Source organism: Bacteroides sp. RTP31139st1_H2_RTP31139_211217 (assembly GCF_040227615.1).
GTDB classification, from domain to species: Bacteria; Bacteroidota; Bacteroidia; order Bacteroidales; family Bacteroidaceae; genus Bacteroides; species Bacteroides uniformis.
Window position 1 is genome coordinate 1 of sequence record NZ_JBCNZM010000108.1, and the last position, 15,833, is coordinate 15,833.

Annotated in this window: 12 protein-coding genes; 2 read left to right on the plus strand and 10 right to left on the minus strand. The window is 50.1% G+C overall.

The window, feature by feature from the left end; all coding sequences use genetic code 11:
- Positions 1–100 precede the first annotated feature (100 nt).
- Positions 101–1,741: a fumarate hydratase gene (locus tag ABUA47_RS16430; protein WP_005824254.1), complete on the plus strand. Its 1,641-nt coding sequence runs from the start codon at positions 101–103 to the stop codon at positions 1,739–1,741.
- Between the two features lie 371 nt (positions 1,742–2,112).
- Entirely contained in the window at positions 2,113–3,270 is a 1,158-nt protein-coding gene (locus ABUA47_RS16435; protein WP_009037205.1) for an acyltransferase, read from the plus strand.
- A 47-nt stretch (positions 3,271–3,317) separates the two neighbouring features.
- Here ABUA47_RS16435 and ABUA47_RS16440 read toward each other — a convergent pair whose 3' ends face one another.
- The 10 genes from ABUA47_RS16440 to ABUA47_RS16485 all read right to left on the minus strand — a co-directional run.
- On the minus strand, positions 3,318–4,958 hold the full coding sequence (locus ABUA47_RS16440) for an amino acid permease (protein ID WP_044467866.1): 1,641 nt from the start codon (positions 4,956–4,958) through the stop codon (positions 3,318–3,320).
- A gap of 48 nt (positions 4,959–5,006) precedes the next feature.
- Complete coding sequence (locus ABUA47_RS16445) at positions 5,007–6,332, minus strand: TolC family protein (protein WP_005824250.1); 1,326 nt, start codon at positions 6,330–6,332, stop codon at positions 5,007–5,009.
- Positions 6,329–9,361 (minus strand): efflux RND transporter permease subunit, encoded by a 3,033-nt coding sequence (locus tag ABUA47_RS16450; RefSeq protein ID WP_195325714.1) that lies wholly within the window; start codon positions 9,359–9,361, stop codon positions 6,329–6,331. Before ABUA47_RS16450 ends, ABUA47_RS16445 begins: the two co-directional genes overlap by 4 nt.
- Positions 9,362–9,401: 40 nt before the next feature.
- A complete protein-coding gene (locus ABUA47_RS16455; protein ID WP_005824248.1) occupies positions 9,402–10,484 on the minus strand; it encodes an efflux RND transporter periplasmic adaptor subunit in 1,083 nt (360 codons plus the stop codon).
- A gap of 121 nt (positions 10,485–10,605) precedes the next feature.
- On the minus strand, positions 10,606–11,538 hold the full coding sequence (gene rsgA / locus ABUA47_RS16460; RefSeq protein WP_117958615.1) for a ribosome small subunit-dependent GTPase A: 933 nt from the start codon (positions 11,536–11,538) through the stop codon (positions 10,606–10,608).
- A gap of 108 nt (positions 11,539–11,646) precedes the next feature.
- The gene (gene frr / locus ABUA47_RS16465; RefSeq protein WP_025834253.1) at positions 11,647–12,207 is read right to left on the minus strand and encodes a ribosome recycling factor; all 561 of its coding nucleotides are present in this window, start codon (positions 12,205–12,207) and stop codon (positions 11,647–11,649) included.
- Positions 12,208–12,321: 114 nt separating this feature from the next.
- On the minus strand, positions 12,322–13,032 hold the full coding sequence (gene pyrH, locus ABUA47_RS16470; protein ID WP_117958614.1) for a UMP kinase: 711 nt from the start codon (positions 13,030–13,032) through the stop codon (positions 12,322–12,324).
- Between the two features lie 83 nt (positions 13,033–13,115).
- Positions 13,116–13,631 (minus strand): nucleoside 2-deoxyribosyltransferase domain-containing protein, encoded by a 516-nt coding sequence (locus ABUA47_RS16475; RefSeq protein WP_117958613.1) that lies wholly within the window; start codon positions 13,629–13,631, stop codon positions 13,116–13,118.
- 22 nt (positions 13,632–13,653) lie between these two features.
- On the minus strand, positions 13,654–14,592 hold the full coding sequence (locus ABUA47_RS16480; protein WP_117958612.1) for a DMT family transporter: 939 nt from the start codon (positions 14,590–14,592) through the stop codon (positions 13,654–13,656).
- A gap of 88 nt (positions 14,593–14,680) precedes the next feature.
- A partial coding sequence (locus ABUA47_RS16485; protein ID WP_349831771.1) for a metal-transporting ATPase occupies positions 14,681–15,833 on the minus strand: 1,153 nt, incomplete at its 5' end.

Sequence of the window (15,833 nt, forward strand, 5' to 3'; positions counted from 1 at the left end):
GAATTATTTCAATAATAGTTTTTACCTTTGCTCGGTAAAGGCGGTTTTGTGCTGCCTTTGCTACCCGAATCACTTTTAAACATTAAATATACGAGTAATTATGGCAACAACACCTCCGTTCAAGTATCAACCCATGTTCGAGAAGGGAAAAGATACTACTGAGTATTATCTGCTTACGAAAGATTACGTGTCAGTAAGCGAGTTTGAAGGAAAACCTATCTTGAAGATTGAAAAAGAAGGTTTGACGGCAATGGCCAATGCGGCTTTCCGTGATGTATCGTTCATGTTGCGTCGTTCGCACAACGAGCAGGTTGCTAAGATTCTGAGTGACCCCGAGGCAAGCGACAACGATAAATACGTGGCACTCACCTTCCTGCGCAATGCCGAGGTAGCATCCAAGGGGGTACTTCCTTTCTGCCAGGATACGGGTACGGCAATCATCCATGGTGAGAAGGGACAGCAGGTATGGACCGGCTACTGTGACGAAGAAGCTCTCTCACTGGGTGTTTACAAGACTTATACCGAAGAGAATCTGCGTTATTCTCAGAACGCTCCCCTCACCATGTACGATGAGGTGAATACGAAGTGCAACCTCCCCGCACAGATTGACATTGAAGCTACGGAAGGTATGGAGTACGAGTTCCTCTGCGTAACCAAGGGTGGTGGCTCTGCCAACAAGACTTATCTCTACCAGGAGACAAAGGCTATCCTCAACCCCGAAACATTGGTTCCCTTCCTTATCTCAAAAATCAAGACTTTGGGTACGGCAGCTTGTCCTCCCTATCACATCGCATTCGTTATCGGCGGTACTTCTGCCGAAAAGAACTTGTTGACTGTGAAACTGGCTTCCACCCACTTCTACGATAACCTACCCACTACCGGCAATGAGTTCGGCCGCGCTTTCCGCGATGTGGAACTGGAGAAGCTGGTACTGGAAGAAGCTCATAAGATTGGCCTCGGTGCCCAGTTCGGCGGCAAGTATCTGGCTCACGACATCCGCATCATCCGCCTGCCGCGTCACGGTGCGTCCTGTCCCGTGGGTCTGGGTGTTTCCTGCTCTGCCGACCGTAACATCAAGTGTAAAATCAATAAAGAAGGTATCTGGATTGAAAAGCTCGACAGCAATCCGGGTGAACTGATTCCCGAAGAACTCCGTAAGGCCGGTGAAGGCGACGTGGTGAAGATTGACTTGAATCAGCCGATGGCCGATATTCTGAAGGAACTGACCAAGTATCCGGTTTCCACCCGTTTGTCTCTGAATGGAACCATTATCGTAGGCCGTGACATCGCACACGCCAAGCTGAAAGAACGTCTGGACCGTGGCGAAGACCTACCGCAGTACATCAAAGACCATCCCATCTACTACGCCGGTCCTGCCAAGACTCCTCAAGGCATGGCTTGCGGCTCCATGGGCCCGACTACTGCCGGACGTATGGACCCGTATGTAGACCTCTTCCAAAGCCACGGCGGCAGCATGATTATGCTTGCCAAAGGTAACCGCAGCCAGCAAGTGACAGATGCCTGCCAAAAGTATGGCGGTTTCTACTTGGGCTCTATCGGTGGTCCTGCCGCTATCTTGGCACAGAACAACATCAAGAGCATTGAGTGCGTGGAATATCCCGAACTCGGTATGGAAGCTATCTGGAAGATTGAGGTGGAGAACTTCCCTGCATTCATCTTGGTGGACGATAAGGGCAACGACTTCTTCAAGCAACTGAAGCCCTGGAATTGCAGCAAGTAAAACAGAAGCCTTTTAGAAAGGCATAATATAAGGAAAGCCGTAACGGAGAAAATCTTGTTACGGCTTTTTTGTTTTGTAGGGGAAAACAAAGTGTTTCGCGGCATAGAACACTCTGTTTCATCAAGCAAAACAAACTGTTCCTTTATGTTGAAACAAATTGTTTCAATAGGAAGAAACAAACTGTTCTTTCATGTTGGAACAAAGTGTTCTTCCCTATTGGAACACTCTGTTCTGCCTTGATAAAACAGATTGTTCTCTATAGGAGAATAAAACTGAAACTCGTTTGTTATCGTATTTTTGTTACATTCTCCTTTTCATTTCTCGGTTAACTTCTTTATCTTTAGCCCTCCAAACAACCTATTTAATAAAACATGGAACCAACTCTTACACGACAAACTCCGGCACAACACATCGTATGGCTGGATGTGGTACGCCTTGTTGCAATGTTTACAGTAGTTTGCTGCCATTGCACAGACCCTTTTAACTTCTATCCGGGCACATCGCCCGACATTGTTGACATCAAGTTCTGGGGAGCTGTCTACGGTGCGGCGCTCCGTCCTTGCGTACCGCTTTTTGTAATGATTACCGGTGCATTGCTGTTGCCGGTACGGGGTGACGCCTCGGCATTCTACAAGAAACGTATCCCCCGCGTATTCTTTCCTTTCCTCATCTGGTCTGTGATTTACAATCTGTTCCCCTGGATAACGGGACTGCTGGGAGTGGAGCCGAAAGTGATTCTGGATTTCTTCCCTTATTCGGGTGAGGAAGTGATGCGCCAGTCTCTGGCAGTGAGCCTGGGATATATTGCAGAAATGCCTTTTAATTTCTCTCTATTGGATGTACACATGTGGTATATCTATCTGCTGATAGGGCTTTATCTCTATCTTCCGATATTCTCGGCATGGGTGGAGAAGGCCTCGGAACGTGCCAAACTATGGTTTCTTGCAGCATGGGGAGTGACACTGCTGCTGCCTTATTATACCGAGTTTGCCGCTCCGTACCTTTGGGGGACTTGCTCGTGGAACTCGTTCGGTATGCTGTATTACTTTGCCGGTTTTAACGGCTACCTATTGTTGGGCCATTATCTGAGGAACCATAACTGGACGGGCCGGCAACTCTGTGGCATCGGCATTCCCATGTTTGCCATTGGCTATGCCGTGACATTCCTTGGTTTCCGTCGTATGACCTCCTTGCCGGATTTTACGGATGAGATGCTCGAACTCTTCTTCACCTACTGTTCGCTGAATGTAGTAATGATGACCATCCCCGTGTTTATGCTTTGCAAGCGGGCCAATTTCCGTTCGGAGCGCATCAAGAAAGCATTGGCAAACTTGACGCTCTGTGGTTTTGGAGTCTATATGATACACTATTTCTTTACCGGACCGAGCGTAGTCCTGATGCGTGCTATCCATGTTCCTATCTATCTTCAGATACCTTGTGCCGCAGTCGTCGCTTTCTGTACTTCCTGGTTTCTGGTGGCAATGGCATACCGTTGTTTCGGGAAGCGGACCAAGTGGGTGCTGGGGTAGTTTGGATGAAAGATTGTTTATCTTTAAAGGAGGAGATTTAGGGCTTATTATCTCCTCCAGATTCTCCACATATAGTAAGCGCAGTGCGTGAATGCGAAAACAAACGAGATAATCAGCAGCACTTTGCTTTCTCCCCATCCCACAGTCTGTTGGTGCCACAGTCCGGTGATGACACAAAGAACGGCAAGGATAAGTCCAATCATGTTCAAGGTCACCTGCCCGTGGCGGGTGTCGCCTCCATGCTCCAGCTTACTGTGCTTCATGCCGTAGCCCACGTAGATGTCCAGACCGATGAGCATCCACAGCACCAGGCGTATCCATGTATCGGCAGGAAGGAACAACATCATGCAAAGGCAAGTAAGAATACCCAGTATGGGGATAAGTGGAACAAGTGGGGTTTTAAAGGAACGGGGCACGTCAGGCATGGTTCTGCGTACTACCAGTACAGCGGCACAGACCAGCGTGAAGGCCATCAGCGTGCCGATGCTTGTCATCTCTCCGGCCAGCCGTGCGGGTACAAAAGCTGCCAGCAGGCCCACAAGTACCATGAAGAGCAGGTTGCTGCGTGCCGGAGTACGGAACTTTTCGTTGATATGCGAGAAGAAAGGAGGCAGCAGCCCGTCGTGGCTCATGCTCAGGAATACGCGGCTCTGTCCCAGCAGCGTCACCATGATGACGGAGCAATATCCGAACAGAATGGACAGCACGATGGCACGGTTCAGCCAGGGATAGTCCGGCTGGATGATACCTGCCGCATCAGCCTGCCCCATGTGCTCTATGGCTATGGCAACGGGAGCAATGCCTTGCTGTCCGCTGAAGGCGGTGTAGTGTGCCACTCCCGTCATGACGTGGGCAAAAACCATATAGAGCACGGTGCATACCAGCAGGGAGACCAGAATGCCGATAGGCATGTTCCGCTTCGGGTTCTTCGTCTCTTGGGCAGCTGTGCTCACGGCGTCGAACCCGAGGAAGGCGAAGAATACGATGGCCGCCCCTCGCAGGATGCCGGAGAAGCCATATTCGCCCAGCACGCCCGTATTGGCAGGGATGTAAGGTGTATAGTTGTCGGTATTGATGTATTTCCAGCCGAGTATGACAAAAATCAGTATGACGGAAACCTTCAGGAATACAATGAAGCCGTTGAAGATGGAGCTGCCTTCCGTACCCCGTATCAGGAAGAGGCTCATCAGCACGACGATAAGGAAGGCGGGGATATTTACGACTCCACCATCCCAGGGACAGGCGGTGAGGACTTGCGGTAGATGTATGTCCAGTCCCTCGAGAAAGACGACCAGATAGCGGCTCCAACTGATGCTTACCGTGGTTGCGGCTACGGTGTATTCCAATACCAGGTCCCACCCGATAATCCAGGCGATGAGTTCGCCCATCGTGGCATACGAGTAGGTGTATGCGCTGCCGGCTACGGGTATCATGGATGCAAATTCCGCATAACATAGTCCGGCGAAGCAGCATCCCAGTGCGGCAATGGCAAAGGACAGTGTGATGGCCGGTCCCGTATAGCCTGCCGCCACCGTTCCGGTGATGGAGAATAGACCCGCTCCGATGATGACTCCCACGCCCAGGGCAACAAGGCTCCACGGACCAAGTACACGTTTCAATGTTTTCTTTCCGGAGGCATTCGCCTCCGCTTGCAGTGCCTCGAATGGCTTTCTGATGAATAATCCCATTATGCTTCAATTCTGATAAATCGGGCGCAAAGGTACGGATTATATTGCTTATTCCATATAGCGCGCTACTTTTCCACTGATTTGCAGTAGGGAGATTTCACATAATTTGGTATCATATTCTGCGGAGAGAATACGTTCTTCTGCATCCAGCAGACTCTTTTGGGCTTCGCGCATCTCGATTCCCGAGAGGTTGCCCAGCATATATCGTTCCATGGCAATCTCGTGGTTCTCCTTGGCAGCCACAAGGTTCTGGCGTTCCAGGTTCAGCATTTGCAGGTTGTTTTGGTAGGCCTGCCATAGGTTGCTGAGGTCGGCGCGCAGGGCCTGCTCCAGTTGCTCCCGTTCCAGGCGAGCGTTCTGCACGGCAATGCGGGCATTCTTGCGTTCGCGGCGCCGGTTGCCGTCGAACAGATTGAAGCCGACCGTGACGCCGAAGTTCAGACCGAGGTTGCTGCGGCGGCTGTTGGCAGAGATGTCATACTTGTTGAGGGTGTAGCCGTATCCGCCGTTCATCTTCACGTATGGGTAGTCGCGCGAGCAGACTTTCTTGTAGTCCAGACGGGCCAGGGTATTGTTCTGTTCGGCACGTAGCAGTGAGGCGTTGATGGTGAGGGTGGCGTTCCACAGCTCCTCGAAGTTCAGGGAGGCGGTCACGTTGATGAGGCTGTCTTGTATGATAAACGGCTGGTCTACATCTTTGTTTGCCATGAGTTCGTTCAGCTGGATACGTGAGGTGTGCAGCAGTTCCTGCTGTTTCATGTATTGGGCACTGTCGGCATTGAAGTCCACTTTGGCCTGCTGGTAGTCCAGGCGCGAGAAGTTACCGATGTGGTAACGCTCTTCCACAATGCGCAGGCGCTCTTTGGATAGCGATACGGCATAACGGAAGTTCTTCAAGCGGATTTTTTGCTGCACATAGTTATAGTATTCGGCGGCTATGTTGGCTATCAGGTCCTCGATGGCGATGCGCGTATTGGTCTCGCCTTGGCGTTCCAGCTCCTTGAGCCGTTGGTAGTTGGCGGTAATGTTGAAACCGTCGAAGATGGTCCAGTTCAGGTTGATGCCTGCATCGAGAGTTTGGTCAAACACTCCGTTGTCCTTGGTTGTCTCTCCGGTGGCTCGGGCTTTGGTCTCGGTATTGTCTATGGTTCCCTTGTAGCCGGCGGAGAGGTCCAGTGTGGGCAGGTAGCCCGCATTGCCCAGTGTGGCGTTGTTCTTGCTGACCTGCTCTTCATTGCGGACAATGCGCAGGGAGTAGTTGTTCAGCAATCCCTGCTCCAGGCAGGACTTCAAGGTGTAGGTAGGCGCAGGCTGTGCATAAAGGCCCAGCGCTGTGCAGGCAGTGGCTATGAAAATTAAAACAATGCGTTTCATTCGGTCTTCAGTTTACTTCGGTTCGTTGATACATAACTATATATGGCAGGCACGATGTACATCGTCAGCAGTGTGGAGATGAGCATGCCGCCTACGACGGCAGTACCCATGGCGATGCGCTGGTTGCAGCCTTCGCCGGTGGCGAATGCCAGTGGTATCAGTCCCAGGATGGTGGAGGCACTCGTCATCAGGATGGGGCGCAGACGTTGCAGGGAGGCGTCCTTGATGGCTCGCATCTTGTCTTCACCCGCTTCCTGCTTCTGATTGGCGAACTCCACAATCAGGATACCGTTCTTTGCTACCAGACCAATCAGCATGATGATGCCAATCTGGCTGAATATATTCATCGTGATGTCTCCGAAATACATGAATACCAGCGCGCCGGCAATGGCGAGAGGCACCGTCAGCATGATAATCAGCGGGTCTTTGAAGCTCTCGAACTGGGCGGCCAGAATCAGGTAAATCAGCACGATGGCAAGGATGAAGGCGAACATCAGACTGGAGGAGCTTTCGCGATACTCCTTGGAGTCTCCGGTCAGTGCGGTACGGAAGGTCTCGTCCAGTGTCTCCTTGGCAATCTTGTCCATTTCGTCCAGTCCTTGCCCGATGGTCTTCCCGTCGGCAAGCCCCGCGGAGATGGTGGCGGACACGAAACGGTTGTAACGGTACAGTTTCGGAGGGGCGATACCGCCGGTCAGCTCTATCAGGTTGTCCAGCTGCACCATGTTCCCGTTGTCGCTTCGGATATAGATACCTTTCAGGTCGGCGGGCTTGTTGCGTTGCTGGCGGTTGATTTCGCCCAATATCTCGTATTGCTTTCCGTTCATGTAGAAGTAGCCCATACGCTGTCCGCTCAAGCCGTATTGCAGAGTTTGGGCAATGTTCTTGGTGCTTACGCCCATGATACTCGCCTTGTCACGGTTGATGTTGATGCGCGCTTCAGGCTTGCTGAACTTCAGGTTTACGTCTGCCATCTGGAATACCGGATTTTCGTAGACCTTCGTCATGAACTTGGGGAGCACCTCCTGCAATTTCTCGATATTGGTTGCCTGCAATACATACTGCACGGGCATACCGCCGCGCCGTCCTCCGAATGAGGAGGACTGCTGTACGAAAGAGCGTGCCATGGTCTTTTTCTGCACTGCCTTCGACAACTTTTCGGCAACCTCCATCTGGGTATAGTCACGGTCTTTCATGTCTTTCAGTGTGATACGTACGTTACCGCTACCACTGGACACACGCGCCGTGACCGCTTCTGCATCCGGGATAATGGAGTCCACCAGATGATTGATGTCTTCGGTATAGTCGCGGATATATTCGTAAGTCACTCCTTCGGCACCCATTGTATTGATACTGATTTGCGAACGGTCCTCCAATGGCGCCATTTCAGCCGGGATAGTATTCCAAAGGACTCCGATAAGCAGGATGGTGACGATGGTGAAGGGCAAGGCAATCCAGCGCCGTTTCAGGAAGGCAGCCAGTGACTGGCTGTATATCCGGTTCATCCCTTCGAAGAAAGGTTCGGTCTTGCGATAGAACCAGCTCTGCTGTTCCCTTTTGATTAAAAGTTTGGTGGCAAGCATCGGCGTAAAAGTCAATGCGGCGAAGGAGGAGATAATCACCGAACCGGAGACCACGATACTGAATTCGCGGAACAGTCGTCCTGTCGTACCGTCCATGAATACAATAGGGAAGAATACCGCCACCAGCGTAATGGTAGTGGAGATGACGGCAAAGAAAATCTCCTTGGCTCCTTCTATGCCGGCTTCTTTCGGTGGCATCCCTTTCTCGATGCGGACATAAATGTTCTCCGTCATCACGATGGCGTCGTCCACCACCAAGCCCACGGCAAGCACCACGGCAAGCATGGAGAGCACATTGATGGAGAAACCGGCCAGATACATGACGAAGAAAGCTCCAATCAGCGAAACGGGGATTACAATACATGGCACAAGCGTCACACGCCAATCGCGCAAGAAGAGGAAAATGATGATGATAACCAGTACAAAGGCCTCATACACCGTCTGCTTCACCTCGTCGATAGAAGCGCGGATAAACTTGGTATTGTCAAAACCGTAGTTGTAATGAACATCTTCGGGAAGGTCTTTCTTCATCTTCTCCATGCGGTCATATACGGCGTTGGCTATTTCAATGTGGTTGGCACCTGGCTGCGGAATTACTACGACACCTACCATGGGCACACCGTTCATCTTCATATAACTTTTGATGTCGGCTGGTCCCAGTTCGGCACGTCCAATGTCGCTGAAGCGGACAATACGGTTACCGTCTTCCTTCAAGATAAGATTGTTGAACTCTTCGGCTGTATGCATCAGACCCAACGTACGGATGGTGAGCTCGGTAGTGTTTCCTTCGATACTTCCGGAAGGGAGCTCTACGTTTTCGTTGTCCACCGCATTCTTTACATCCAGAGGAGTGATTCCATAGCCGGACATCTTGATGGGGTCCAGCCAAAGCCGCATGGAATAGCGCTTTTCTCCCCAGATGCTTACACTACTTACATCTGAAATAGTCTGAAGCTGCTCCTTGACAGTCAGGTCGGCTATTTCACTGAGCTCCAGTAGGGAACGTTTGTCGCTTTGGAGGGCAACCATTAGGATAGGGGTGGCGTCCGCATCGGCTTTTGATACGGTAGGAGGGTCACAGTCACGAGGCAGATAGCGTTGTGCACGCGACACTTTATCACGTACGTCGTTGGCGGCGGTTTCCAGGTCAACGGAAAGCTCAAACTCTACTGTAATGCGTGATGAGCCTTGCTGGCTGACACTGGAGAGGGAGCGTATGCCGGGAATACCGTTGATGTTCTGCTCCAGAGGCTCCGTTATCTGGTTCTCGATGACATCGGCGTTGGCACCCGGATAGGAGCAGGATACTGATATGATGGGATTGTCTACAGACGGGTACTCGCGTACACCCAGATAATTGTAGCCGATGAAGCCAAACAGCAGGATTATCAGGGTAAGTACTGTCGAGAGTACCGGTCGCCGTATACTTAATTCGGATATATTCATTCTTTACAATTGATAATTAACGGTTGATAATTGACAGTTGTCAATTGATATTGTCCAGTGTTACCGGTAGTCCGGTACGGAGTTGCAGGGTTCCCGAGGTGATGATGGTATCTCCTGCCTGCAAGCCTTGCAATACTTGTACTTCCGCTTCCGTACGGATTCCCGTAGTAATCTCTACTGGCTGGGCTTTTCCCGACTTATAGAGGAATATCTTGTCTTTTCCCATTTCCGGTACAATGGCTTCGGACGGTACGGCAAGGGCGTCCTGAATTTCATCCTTGTTCAGCTTGATGCTGGCATAGCGGCCCGGAAGCACAGCTCCGTTGGCATTGGGATAAAGTGCACGGATTGTCAGGGTATGGGTAGTAGGGTCTATCTTTGATTCGCGTGCATAAACCGTGGCGTGGAAGGTATTTAGCTTTCCTTCGAGAGTGAAGTCCAGTCCGGCGCCGGTCTTTACGTCATTGGCATACCGCTCGGGTACGGCAAATTCCACCTTCAACGGCGAAATCTTGGTGAGTTTGGCTACAATGGTTGTAGGGGAAGCGTAAGTACCCACACTGACTTGGCGCAGACCGATGACACCGTCGAAAGGAGCACGCAGCTCAGTTTGTGCGATGTTCGATTCTATCAGGTCAATGTCGGCATTCAGGGTGGCCAGCTCGGTCTTTACTTGTTCGTAGGCTTCTTTACTGACCGCATCCCTTTCCAGCAGGGCGTTCTGGCGAAACACGCGGTCTTCTGCCAACTTTAATTGGGAGACGAGGCGTTGCAATTGTGCTTGCAGCGGCCGGTCATTAACTTTGGCAAGTAATTGTCCTTTCTTGACGAAGCTGCCTTCTTCAAAATTTATCTCTATGATTTTGCCGGATGTCTCGAAAGAAAGGTCCACTTCCTCATCCGGCAGCAGGCTGCCGCTGATTTGTATTTCATCCTTCAGCAGTTGCGGTTTGATTATTTTTGCGTTTACGTTTAGAATTTTCTTACCGCTACGTTGACCGGTCATCACCTTGTCTGCAGCGGCTAATTCTTCATTCTCTTTAGGTAATTGGGAGTAGATTCCTCCTCCAATCAGTCCGGCACCAATCACGATAATGATGCCCCATTTAACTCTCTTATTCATGTTGTAGTATTAGTAGTAATAAAATCAGCCTTAGATTAGACTACGGGAAAAGAGAATAGTTTAAAAGATAAAGAGTTAAAAAGTGTAAGAATGTGGATTGGAAAGGTGATAAAATGACAAATCAGTAAGCAGCCCGGTATTTTCCCTCCTCCTTGTCCTCCAGCATGTTCAGATAAGAAGCGTAACGGGATTCGCTGATATAGTGCTTCTCGACAGCCTCGCGTACAGCGCATCCGGGTTCGTGGCGGTGGGTACAGTTGCCGTAACGGCAGTCGGCAGATACCTTGAATATTTCCGGGAAGTAGTGGCCTATCTCTTCTTCTTCCATATCGAATGTTCCGAAACCTTTGATGCCCGGAGTGTCAATGATATATCCGTTGCCCGGAACCGGGAACATTTCTGAGAAGGTAGTGGTGTGCATACCTTTATTATGATAGGTGGATATCTCTCCGGTTTTAATCTCTATATCGGGCAGTATTGCCTTGATGAGTGTCGATTTCCCTACTCCGGAATGTCCGGAAAAGAGGGTTATGCGTCCTTTGAGTTCTTTCTCGATAGTGTCGATGCCTTCCCCTTTTCTGGCAGAAACCTTGAAACAAGGATAGCCGATGGTGGTGTAAAGGTTGATGAGACTGTCCAGATAGTGCAGTTCCTCTTCATTGTAGGCATCCACTTTGTTGAATATAATCTTGACGGGAACACGGTATGCCTCGGCAGAGGCGAGAAAACGGTCTATAAAGGTAGTGGAGGTCTCGGGATAGTTCACCGTCACTATGAGCATGCACTGGTCGAGGTTGGCAGCAAGAATGTGCGATTGCTTGGAAAGGTTGGAGGCGCGGCGGATGATGTAATTCTTCCGGTCCTCTATCTCGCTGATAAAGGCCGTACCTTCCTGGTTCAATATGATTTTTACATAATCGCCTACAGCTACGGGATTGGTACTTCGTATGCCTTTCAGACGGAAGTTCCCTTTGATTTTACATTCAATATCCCTCCCGTCGTCAGTCCGTACCAAGTACCAACTTCCGGTGTTTTTTATAACGAGTCCCCTCAAAATAATTGATAGTTGATAGTTGATAATTGATAATTGACTGTTGGATAATTACTACGGGTATTATTCCGCATGGTAATTATCAACTGTCAATTATCAATTATCAATTCATTAAACGGTCATGATTTCTTTATCCTTTGCAGCCAGCATATCATCAATCCGCTTGATGAACTTATCGTGAATCTTCTGCAGTTTTTCTTCGCCGCCTTTCTGGGCATCCTCTGCCAGTCCGTCTTTTACGGATTTCTTCAAGGCGTCGATGGCATCACGGCGTGCATTGCGTACACTTACTTTGGCTGTTTCTCCTTCTCCCTTGCATTGCTTGGCAAGCTGTTTACGACGTTCTTCCGTCAGTGGCGGGATGCCGATACGGATAATCTCGCCATTATTTTCGGGCATGATGCCAAGGCTGGAGTCAATGATGGCTTTTTCAATGACGCGGAACATGCTCTTGTCCCACGGCTTAATGGCAATGCTGCGTGCATCCGGAGTGGTTACGGCTGCTACATTATTAATCGGAACCATACTTCCGTAAGAATCTACGCGGATGCCATCCAACAAACGGATATCAGCTTTACCGGCGCGGATATGAGCCAATGCTTCGTCCAGATACATGATGGCCATGTCCATACTTTCTTGCGCTTCGTCTAAGATGTCTTTTACGTCTCTCATATTGTTTTCGTTTTGAAATAGCTTTGATTTGAAACTTTGCAAATATAATTATTAAATTGAGAATTGAGAATTAAGAAGTAAATAACCTTCATATTTTAATTCTTAATTCTTGATTTAGTTGTGTACCAATGTACCGATTTCTTCTCCTTGCATCACTTTTTTCAGATTACCCACTGTGTCCATGTCAAAAACGATGATGGGCAGATTGTTCTCCTTGCACATGCAGGTGGCAGTAAGGTCCATCACTTTCAGGCCGCGCTTCAGCACTTCGTCGTAGGTAATGTCGTGGAACTTCGTGGCTGTCGGGTCTTTTTCCGGGTCGGCGGTGTAGATACCGTCCACACGGGTTCCTTTCAGCATGACGTCTGCTTCAATCTCGATACCACGCAGGCTGGAGCCGGTATCGGTGGTGAAGAAAGGATTGCCGGTTCCGGCGGACATGATGACTACTTCACCGGCTTCCATGCATTCGATGGCACGCCATTTATTGTAGAATTCGCCGATGGGTTCCATGCGCACGGCAGTCAGTACACGGGCCTTTACACCGGTAGCTACCAGAGCCGAACTGAGTGCAAGACTGTTGATGACTGTTGCCAGCATTCCCATTTGGTCGCCTTTCACACGGTCAAAGCCTTTGTTGGCACCGCTCAATCCACGGAATATGTTTCCGCCGCCTATGACGATGCCTATTTGTACTCCCAATCCGTGGATTTCCTTGATTTGCGCTGCATACTCGGCAAGGCGTTTTTCGTCGATGCCGTATTGTTTTTCTCCCATCAGGCTCTCGCCGCTGAGTTTCAATAAGATTCTTTTATAGGTTGCCATAATATATAGTTTTGTTATATTGCTTTGCAGCAAAGATAAAGAATAAAACTGAAAAGTGCAGCAGAATGTGGTAGGATAGTTGCCTAACGCATTGTCTTTAGGAACTCTTCCATGCTGTGATATAGCGGAACACCATAGCGGTTACAAGTAATCCGTACATTGTCGTAGCGGTAGAAACCGGGTTCACAAATCACATGCAGTTTGCCCGAACGCATGTGTAGTCCCATTTCCAGCAGGGTGATGGGAGACTTGCTGCTTGCCAGGATATTCATGATTATCAGGTCGGCTTTTTCCAGATGTTCCAGTTCCCAGTTCACTTGATGTTCAAAGTCGGACATTTCGCCGCTCAACCCCTTGTCCCTTCGGGGATTGTATAGAAGGTATTTGCCTTCGGGACGTGCGCGGAACCAGTCGCAGGTTGCCTTTTGCCAATCTATGCTTTTGCCCATGTCGATGGTGCCGGCCAAGAATATTTTGGTGTATTCGGCTTCGTTCACTCCAGTCTTGCCTTCATCCGGACGGAGTACGATAACTTCGGATTGGGCTTGCAGACCGATGGGGAATAGCAGCAGTAAAAGCAGGTAGAGACTTTTCTTCATGGTTGGTGGTGTGATTATGGGATTAGCTTCTTTTTTTGTTTCTTATCGGGAGTTTGGGGAAGAGTTTTCTGAAACGAACCAGATGGCTTGTAATGTTCCCCCCTGCGATGACGAATGTTACGGCTACAATAATCATTACCAATCCGAAACTTTCTCTGAACGTCAGACTTTCTCCAAAGACGGCTATTCCGAAGAAGATGGCTGTCACGGGTTCCAATGCGCCGAGAATAGCGGTCGGGGTGGAGCCGATATATTGGATGGCGCCGGTAGTGCAGAGGAAGGATATGGCGGTGGGAAAGACAGCCAGTGCAAGCAGATTGCCCCACAGATACCACTGGTCCGGTGTGTTCAGCACTCCGGAATAGAGCAGGCGTGCTACGAAGAGCGATAAGCCGAAGAGAAGGACATAGAAGGTGACTTTGAGTGTAGCTACATTTTTCAATGACGTCTGGTTGATGCCCACGATGTATATGGCGTAGGAAAGGGAGGAAGCGAAAACCAGCAGTGTCCCTATCAGGCTCAGCGTACTGCCGTCCTCACTTTTATAGAGCAGCCCGATGCCTCCCAGTGCAAGCAGCATGCAGACGATGGTTTGCAGTGCCAGCTTCTCTTTGAAGACCATAGCCATAATAAGAGCCACCATGATGGGGTAGACGAACAGCAGTGTCGACGCTATGCCGGCGGCCATATAATTATAACTCAGAAAAAGCGTCAGTGAGGAGAGGGCTACGAGCAATCCCATGATGATGAGCGGAAATGTTTCTTTCCGTTGTATCTTGAATGTCCGCCCTCTCGCTTTTATCATAATGCCCAGCAATGGGATGGCAAAAAGGTATCTGAAAAAGAGTACCGAGTCCGGATCCATGCCGGCTTTGTACAGCGGGAGGGCAAACAATGGATTCATACCGTAGGAGGCTGCGGCGATGGAACCTAAAATATATCCTTTGGCTTTTGCGTTCATATCTTTATCTGTAAATTAGCGCGCAAAGGTAGATATTTACTTTGATTTCCTCCTTCTTTTCTGTATGAAAACCGTATGAATTCTACACTTATGCCTTCAGTGTGTAGTCGCCGGCTTCTTTCGTCACTACTTTCTGCAGTTCTTCGAGCGTCTTTTCACCGTCCGAAAACTCTACGGTGGCTACCGGAGGGTTCAGGGTTACGGTGGCGTGTATGCCTTCCATACTGTTCAATGCTTTCTCTACATGCATGCGGCAATGGTTGCACATCATGCCTTCTACTTTGAATTCTTTCTTCATGATTGTTTCTGTTGGCGGTTCAACTTCTTTGTTTTCTTCTCCTTCATGTATTCTTTTCCGTTTCAGCAGCAGGCTGTTGCTCACCACACTGACACTGCTGAATGCCATGGCCGCACCGGCTATCATCGGATTCAGCAGGAAGCCGTTGATGGGATAGAGTATTCCGGCCGCAATGGGTACACCTATTATATTATATATAAATGCCCAGAAGAGATTCTGCCGGATGGTCCGGACGGTGAGACGCGACAGACAGAGAGCTTCCGGTATCTTGGTCAGGTCGGAAGAGATGATGGTCATTTTGGCTACATCCATGGCGATGTCGCTGCCTCCACCCATGGCGATGCTTAAGTCGGCTTGGGCAAGGGCGGCGCTGTCGTTGATGCCGTCGCCCACCATGGCAACCTTCCGGCCTTCTGCCTGCAACCGGCTGACGAAGGCAGCCTTGTCCTGCGGCAATACACTGGCCTGGTAGTGGGCGATGCCTGCTTTGCGGGCAATCTCACGGGCGGTGGCCTCATTGTCTCCGGTCAGCATGTGGACTTCGATGCCGGCGGCGTGCAGCTCGCTGACGGCACGGATGGAAGTTTCCTTTATCCGGTCTGTAATTCCGGCTATTGCCAGCACGTTTTCTTCATCGGCAAACCAGATGACGGTCTGTGCTTCCGATGTCAGTCGGGTTGCCTCTTCCTGCAGGGAGGGGGGGATGGCGATATGGTTTTCTTCCAGCAGTTTCCGGTTCCCGGCGAGGTAGGTCCGGCCTTGTGCCCGTCCTTTCACGCCTTTTCCGGTGATGCTTTCAAAGTCTTGAATGTCTATGGAGGCCGACTCCTTGAGGTGGTTCACCACGGCTTCTGCCAACGGATGTTCCGAGAGCTTCTCCAGACTATAGAAAATGTCCGACAGCGCATTGCCTGCAGTGGCGCCAGTACCGGGCGTCATTGCC

Excerpts from the sequence above, each read along its gene's own strand:
- ABUA47_RS16430 (WP_005824254.1), top strand. The coding sequence starts at position 101 with ATGGCAACAACACCTCCGTTCAAGTATCAACCCATGTTCGAGAAGGGA.
- ABUA47_RS16435 (WP_009037205.1), top strand. The coding sequence starts at position 2,113 with ATGGAACCAACTCTTACACGACAAACTCCGGCACAACACATCGTATGG.
- ABUA47_RS16440 (WP_044467866.1), bottom strand. The coding sequence starts at position 4,958 with ATGGGATTATTCATCAGAAAGCCATTCGAGGCACTGCAAGCGGAGGCG.
- ABUA47_RS16445 (WP_005824250.1), bottom strand. The coding sequence starts at position 6,332 with ATGAAACGCATTGTTTTAATTTTCATAGCCACTGCCTGCACAGCGCTG.
- ABUA47_RS16450 (WP_195325714.1), bottom strand. The coding sequence starts at position 9,361 with ATGAATATATCCGAATTAAGTATACGGCGACCGGTACTCTCGACAGTA.
- ABUA47_RS16455 (WP_005824248.1), bottom strand. The coding sequence starts at position 10,484 with ATGAATAAGAGAGTTAAATGGGGCATCATTATCGTGATTGGTGCCGGA.
- frr (WP_025834253.1), bottom strand. The coding sequence starts at position 12,207 with ATGAGAGACGTAAAAGACATCTTAGACGAAGCGCAAGAAAGTATGGAC.
- pyrH (WP_117958614.1), bottom strand. The coding sequence starts at position 13,032 with ATGGCAACCTATAAAAGAATCTTATTGAAACTCAGCGGCGAGAGCCTG.
- ABUA47_RS16475 (WP_117958613.1), bottom strand. The coding sequence starts at position 13,631 with ATGAAGAAAAGTCTCTACCTGCTTTTACTGCTGCTATTCCCCATCGGT.
- ABUA47_RS16480 (WP_117958612.1), bottom strand. The coding sequence starts at position 14,592 with ATGAACGCAAAAGCCAAAGGATATATTTTAGGTTCCATCGCCGCAGCC.